Annotated in this window: 5 protein-coding genes; 3 read left to right on the forward strand and 2 right to left on the reverse strand. The window is 48.0% G+C overall.

Translation table 11 applies throughout. From position 1 onward, the window contains the following. Positions 1-27: 27 nt before the first annotated feature. Positions 28-972 (reverse strand): bifunctional riboflavin kinase/FAD synthetase, encoded by a 945-nt coding sequence (locus DXY10_RS14110; RefSeq protein ID WP_115020072.1) that lies wholly within the window; start codon positions 970-972, stop codon positions 28-30. Between the two features lie 59 nt (positions 973-1,031). Here DXY10_RS14110 and DXY10_RS14115 point away from each other — a divergent pair, with 59 nt between their 5' ends. After that, positions 1,032-1,577 (forward strand): DUF3611 family protein, encoded by a 546-nt coding sequence (locus tag DXY10_RS14115; RefSeq protein ID WP_115020094.1) that lies wholly within the window; start codon positions 1,032-1,034, stop codon positions 1,575-1,577. A 386-nt stretch (positions 1,578-1,963) separates the two neighbouring features. Next, positions 1,964-2,098, forward strand: coding sequence for a hypothetical protein (locus DXY10_RS15050; protein ID WP_256359486.1), 135 nt, complete (start codon positions 1,964-1,966; stop codon positions 2,096-2,098). Between the two features lie 594 nt (positions 2,099-2,692). Here DXY10_RS15050 and DXY10_RS14345 read toward each other — a convergent pair. Beyond that, positions 2,693-2,950 carry a hypothetical protein gene (locus tag DXY10_RS14345; protein WP_136989241.1) on the reverse strand — a complete coding sequence of 86 codons (258 nt, stop codon included), beginning with the start codon at positions 2,948-2,950 and terminating at the stop codon, positions 2,693-2,695. A gap of 1,214 nt (positions 2,951-4,164) precedes the next feature. Between DXY10_RS14345 and DXY10_RS14120 the strand changes: the two genes are divergently transcribed. After that, on the forward strand, positions 4,165-5,076 hold the full coding sequence (locus DXY10_RS14120) for a hypothetical protein (RefSeq protein WP_115020073.1): 912 nt from the start codon (positions 4,165-4,167) through the stop codon (positions 5,074-5,076). Positions 5,077-6,904 lie beyond the last annotated feature (1,828 nt).

Raw genomic sequence — 6,904 nt, forward strand, 5'->3', positions numbered from 1 at the left:
CTTCATTGTCTGGGGCTTGACCAACGCCTATCCAGGTTCCGTCATTTGAACAGGTTGGACAGTGAGGCAGAGACGGGCCTGCTCAGCATCACGGCCGATCTGGTTGCTGAGTTCGTCCAGGCCTGAAAAGCGTTGTTGGCCACGTAGGCGTTGCACGGGCTCAATGGTGAGCGTGGTGCCGACCAGTTCAAGGCTGGTGTCGAGTAGGTGCACCTCCACCGCGGAGGGCGAGTCTGGATCCACGGTGGGCTGGGGGCCGAGGTTCATGACCGCAGGCAAGCGCTCTGGCTGATCCCCCACGCGGGCCCAGGCGGCATACACCCCAAGGCCAGGTAGAAATTTGCGCCCATCCACCTGCAGATTGGCGGTGGGCCAGCCAAGCTTGTGCCCCAGTCCCCGGCCCCGCACCACGCTGCCGCTGAAGCGATAGGGGCGACCGAGTAGTGCGCTCGCCACGCCTAGTTCACCGTCGCCCAGGGCGGTGCGGATGCGGCTGCTGCTCATCCTTCCGCTGGAGTCTTCCAGGATCGGCAGCACAGTGACGCGCACATCGGCCTTAGCGCAGATGTGCTGCAGGGTTTGCGTGCTCCCCTGGCGTCCGCGTCCAAAGCGGAAATTGGCGCCCACGGCGATGTGTCGGGCTTGAAGGGTGTCGAGCAGCATCGTGCGAACGAAGTCTTCGGCGCTGAGTTGGGCCAGGGCCCGATCAAATGGCACCAGGACCAGCTGGTCGATCCCGAGAGGTTCCAGCAGCTCTAATTTCTCTCCGGGCAGGTCGAGGCGAAGGCGGGCTTCGCCATGGAGCACTTCCCTGGGATGGGGCCAGAAGCTGACCACCGTGGGCACGCCACCACAGGGCTGACTGCATACGGCATCGATCACACGGCGGTGACCGGCATGGAGGCCGTCAAAGCTTCCGAGAGCCAGGGCCGTGGGGGTGCGGGCCTGCTGTGGTGAGCAGAGGGGGATCAAGACGGCCGTGCATCCGGCAAGGGTTGATGGCAAGTTTGGACGACTGCCGAACAGCTCGCATGGCTGACCGTCTTGATCTCCAGATGCTTGCCCTCGGATTGCGGCGGATGGCCTGGATTCGCTTCTGGATTCAAACCGCCCTTGGCATCGTGGTCATGGGGCTGCTCACCTTCAATAACATCGGGGGCCGCCTTAGTCGTGAGACCAATCGAGCCCTTGGCCTGAGCCCGGGTCTATCTCTCACCACTCTGGCGTTCCTTGTGCTGCTGTTCAGCCTCTGGCAAGGCTGGTTGGTGGTGGGTCTCGGTCGTGCTCTGGGAAGCAATGCTCGCCCTAGTCGCGGGGAAGCGAGTCGCACAATCAAGCGTGGTTTGCTGGCCGATCTGATTGGTCTGATTTTCGCTGTTCTTGGCTACCAGGCTCTGGCTGGCATCTTGTTTTTTCAGGCTTCACAGCAGACTCCTGGCCAGGTCCTGGGGCGGCAAGAGTCGATTACGTCACTAGAAATGCTCTCGGTGCTTAGCAACACCCAGGTGTTGTTTGCCCATCTGATTGGTCTGCTGTTCTCGCTCTGGTTCTTGCAGCGGATCTATCGCGCCCGTTGACTGCCTCAAAAAGCATGGACTCAAAAGGCTTCCTATGACTGGGTTCTTTCTGAGGCGTAATCCAAGAAGACCCTCACAACTACCCCCACAAACGACCCCCACAGCTCGCCCTTAGGTGCGTTGGTAGAACGAACCCTTAGAGGTCCAAGCCAGCTTCACGAAGCTTCCTGAGTTTCTTCAGCAACTTGAGCTCCTCCAGCAGTTCAGCCTCCTTGTCATCGAGAAGGGTGTCTTTGGCCGTCACGCAAAGGTTCTAATGGTCGATGGGGGTAAAACTTATCGAAGCTGTGTAAATCAGCAACAGGTGTCAATCCTCACATGCGCTTGGTCATCGAGTTGCAACTTGTCTTCGAGAAGCAAACTTTAACGAAGCAACAATCCGCGCAATGGCAGCAGCCATCAACACAGACACGATGAGCGGCGCAAGTCGGGATGCGATAGGTGCACTGCTGAAAGAGAAGGTTGAGGGGATGAAGGTCGTCACGGTCAATAGCAAGGCGGTTCCAACGGCAGCCACCTAGGCGTTCAGACACGTGTCCGAAACGAACTGAGAGGCTTTTCTATCTACTCGTCCAACCAAAAAGGCTCTGTCTTTACACACGTCACTTCTGAAGTTTGTTTCGCAAAATCATTATTCCTTTGAGTAATGTATCCTTGCTCCACATCTATTGTCCAACGTTCATAGAGACCAGGCTTGTAGTGTTGGGTCCTTTTGCCTTCCCAATAGATAGCGGTTCCATTGTCTTTCACAGTAAATCCGTCATACCAGCCGAGATAGTTATTGAAGGTAAAACGGCGATTAGTCCAATCAATAGTTTAGACGTGTCCCTAGCGTTGGGAATTCGTCACTAATATATTCATCTCTGCAGAGATAGTGTCTTATGTCCTGTTTGGATTGATCCGATACGGCGGAATGGCAAGAAGCTAGCGCCAAAGTCAAAGCGAGTAGATATTTGATGATGGCTACATCCGATAAATCACTTGAGCTACACTAACAGAGAGGTAGAAAATTTTTTAGACATTTTTTCTTGTCAGTATTATTGATTGGTTGATTGTTGCTAGAAGCCTAATCCGATCTAATCAATTAACTGAATAGATTTAGAAAATTCAATTTGTCACCACTGTGCCATGTCTGTACAGACTCTGCTGCCAAGTGGCGTTTCAAATGCATCAGATACTTGCTTGGGATTGGCAACCCGAATCAGCGTACCTTCGCGGCAGTTGATTACATATTTATCTCCACCATCAACAACTACATAATCTCCAGTATCGACATCAAAGTGATAGCTATAGCCGCTAGTGGGATGCGTGGCGAATGAACCAGCAAATCCAGGACTGATTAGCGCGATCAAGAAGTAGTTAAAGATATTCATTTAAGGCTGGCAACGTGAGTTCTTATCACTATAAGTCCTTGCCATCCAACTGAGCAATGGGTGGCTTTTTCAATGGCTCAATTTCTAGAAATCAAACCATAACCATATGTCTAAAAATAAATACACACGTCGTAGATCAATGCGACGTCCTACTGCTGGCACTAGATACCAGAATGAATTAATTCAAGGTCCACTCCAACCAACACAGCCAGGCAAAGGTAGAAGCCCTCTAGGGAAAGCAGTGTTGCAGCTTGATTGAATCGATGAGCTCATGGACAAATCACCTACCCATCAACTACCGATGTCTTAACCGTTCATCTACTATCAAAGCACAGGCGACTGGATTAATGGATAAATCAGAAGTTACACCCACGCAGCGAGTCATTGCGTTTGTTGTGTGCTTCAGCTTTCTAGGTACTATCTTATCCATAGGATTTATACGCTCATATCTGACAAACTCATCAGATACTGGTGAAGCGACTGTCAATCGTATTCGCGATAGGTTCAGAAATCTCCGCTAGCTCATAGCAAGCAAGAAATAAGAACACCCTCTCAGACACTCCAGAATCGGCCACAAGGCGCATCAAAAGCTTGTAATGAGGATCCCCTTCACAATCACAGAAGCCCACTAGAGTGGCATATGGCGCCTCTCACGCGATCCCTCCCGTATACAGAGGGAAGGCGAAAGCCACCGTATACAGAGGGAGTGATCCCACCCGTATACAGATAGAGCGATCCCACCCTTATACAAGGAGGGTGATCACTGCCGTATACAGAGGGATCACCTCTCCGTAATGCTTTTAGATAGCGGTAACACGCACCGTATATAGAGAGAAGCGAGCCGCAGTCTTTAAAGAGAGAAGCGCCAGAGTCAAGGAAAAGACTTAAACACCCGTGGAATGGAATCCACGTAAAAGAAAGGAATGACTCTGAATGCCTTAGGGAGTAGGTCGTCATTCGCGCCATCGGACGCCAGGGAGAACAAGCCTTCAGGCAGCTTGTAGTAGTACCCGTTATCCGATCCCGTCAGCGTGACGCGCGTAACACAGCGGCACCACCATGAACTCAAGTGAAACCAATCTGCTCTGGATTGGATGATGTAGTTCGTGTTTGCGGAGTAAGTGCTACAGGCGGAGCCTACGGCAACACTTCCCAAACCGAATCTAAGTGAATAGCTAGATAGCTACTTCACAATATTGCCATTTGCCAGGACGATGAGCTACCAGCAAGTGGTGGAATTATTTCCGTACGGAAAAAACAAACAACACTGCATGAACTTAGTACAACTACTGACACCTAAAAACGAAGATGGAAGCATTGATCAACGGTATAGCTCCATCACTGCAACAATCGTCGATCAAATTGGCAAACAAGCTGCCAACGGTCTTCTCGAATTCTACAACAAGTCATTTGAATTAGAAAAACGATATGGAGGTTACGCTCTTCAACTAGTCGTTACCTCTTTCTCTATTGACCAAGATGAATATCAACAGAAAAGAATGACAAAGTCACTGCGAACAGCATTACAAGAACTGGGTTTCAAGCCTTCCAACGTGTCCAAGCTGTTGTCTGATGGAAGATTCCTGGGTACATACGACTTGCTAGAAGAGACTTTCTGTTATTTCGGCAGGAACACTCTTCTGGATGGTCAACAGGCACAGGCCAAACTCGATGAGTACTTCAATGGATTCACAATTGGATTATTAGACGTCATTAGCAGAACCAGAAAGCAAGGGCGCAAGAAGGCATACAGCCACTACGCGATGACTGGGAAGCGCATGAGCCAAGCTGAGTTAGAAGAAGTAAGACGTCAATATCCCCTCAATCCAGATGAAAGAAGAGGTCATAAAAGCCAATCTCATGACTCAGCTAAGTCGTCTGATCTAGCCAAGTACGAAAGTCTTACACCTAACCAGGACACACAAGAAGAACTTCAATCCCCTGATCAAATCATCGGCAACTTCATTGATCTATTTGAAACAGAAGGGTTTGATAACTACATTCAAGACCTAGACGAGAACCAGCAGCTCAGCCTTATGCATCAACTAATGGATGCAGCAAACCTCCTAGCTGAATATGTTGCATGTCAGAAAAATATTGTTGATGTAACCCCAATCCTTAACTAAATGATGCCAAGTCCAAGAAATAAAAACAGATACCCACGTATCAGATTCTGGTGTCGTGGTTCTATTGCAGTCAGTGCTAAAGCACGAATCGACCGGATCATCCACAATCACCCACTTGACGCAGAAGCAATGATCAAGGAGTGGATTCTCAGCTGAGGATGGAGGCAAGCCAATGCCACAGTCAATAGTCCTTGGATCTCTTCTGTCCCTTTAATGTAATTACTGAAGTCACTTATCATCTATAGATTACCTTCGTTCATTACATGAATAACATGTTTGAATTATTAGGTAGATAAATTGTTTGCTTCATAGTGTCTTTGTTTACTTCTTTGCTACACTACAAGTAGACAAGTGTTTGCCGTGCAGCTGATTCCACTTGCCTTGCTTGCTGTATCGGGGCTTTACAGCCTTTTAATGTGTGTGTATTGGCTTCTAGTCAATCATTCACCGTTACATATGGAGGTGGTACGTTTCGAGACCTTGTTCACTGGTTTGCTATATAGCTTATTGCAATTTATTTTCCTGTTTCTTGCTCTTCTGATCTCATTGGTGGTTTTGTTTACCAAAAAATATTCAAATAAATCAGTGTCTCTAGGTATAACATTTGTATTGGCTATATTCAATGTCACGTTCTTTATTTGGGTGATAGACGACGTTCTTCTTCTGCTTTGAAATTATTTATATTCAATACTTAAAGCAACCTCTTAGTGATTCAATACAGGTGCAATTCCTGTTGGTTGTATTGCCAATGGAATTGATGAACCCATTGGTAGAACTTGAAGGGTGGATCAAGTTTTAACTACTCATCATGTCATTAAAAAAGCTAGCTCTCTTTGAGCGGCGGTGTCCTAGTGGATAGGAACAGTGATCATCTGGTGATCTTTGTGTTGGTTCGATTCCGACAGTTCACATTCGGTGAGTTTTCCACGTCCTTAGTGATGTGGTTAAAACTACACCCTTCAAATAATAATGAAAACAGCTAAGCAAATTAAAGTAGACAACAGAATTACCACAATCATCACTTGTGATAACTGCGGTAAGGAAACACAAGTCAAGGCGAGTATCGATACCAAGACTGTCTCTAAGGCACTTGAGCGATCTTGTTCATCGTGTCAACCACACTTCTATGTCGATGGGTGGTGGAAACAGTTCGGACTGAAAGCCAATCCATACGTATATGGTCCTATACAGCGTCTACGGACTAGCAGAGACTATCGAATGCAAGAAGCAAGACGAATGGGATGGATGGCTTGGACTTGGGATGATGAGTACACGGAAGCTCGAAAGTGTCCGTCCTAAAATACCAAAAAAAATAACGTAATTGTCTGAAGTCTCTTTGGTATATGTAGGGACTTTCAAGTGTCCCCTATAGTGCCTCTCGATCAGCATTTAGGCATATCAAATAAACCTAAGCTTATTGATTGCTCCCGCTGAAGGAGTATTGGCCGGAGTTGATAGTTGATTGCAGGCTTGATTACTAATCAAGCCATGACCATTTCAGCTCAACTGCCCTCAATCGTGCCAGGCATTGGATGGCATTTAGGCGTGATTAGCAAGTGATTTAAGAAATAAAAAGCCCCTGCAATTGCAAGGGCTTTGGGAGTTAGGGTCAAGTTGAAGGGGCCGGGGTAGTTTTTGAGTTAATAGGTGTTACGGTGCAATCGGTCCGAGCGCACAATTAGTAATTAGTAGGTGTTACGTAGTCTAAACTAAAAAACCCTGTTCATTACAGCCAGTAGGTGTTACGGTACATGTAAACGGATTGCGTGCCTTATCGTGCACCCGCACATCCCTGTTCTTGGGTGATGTAGTGAGGGCATTAATTGTT

It is taken from the genome of Synechococcus sp. UW140 (assembly GCF_900474295.1).
Lineage (GTDB): Bacteria > Cyanobacteriota > Cyanobacteriia > PCC-6307 > Cyanobiaceae > Synechococcus_C.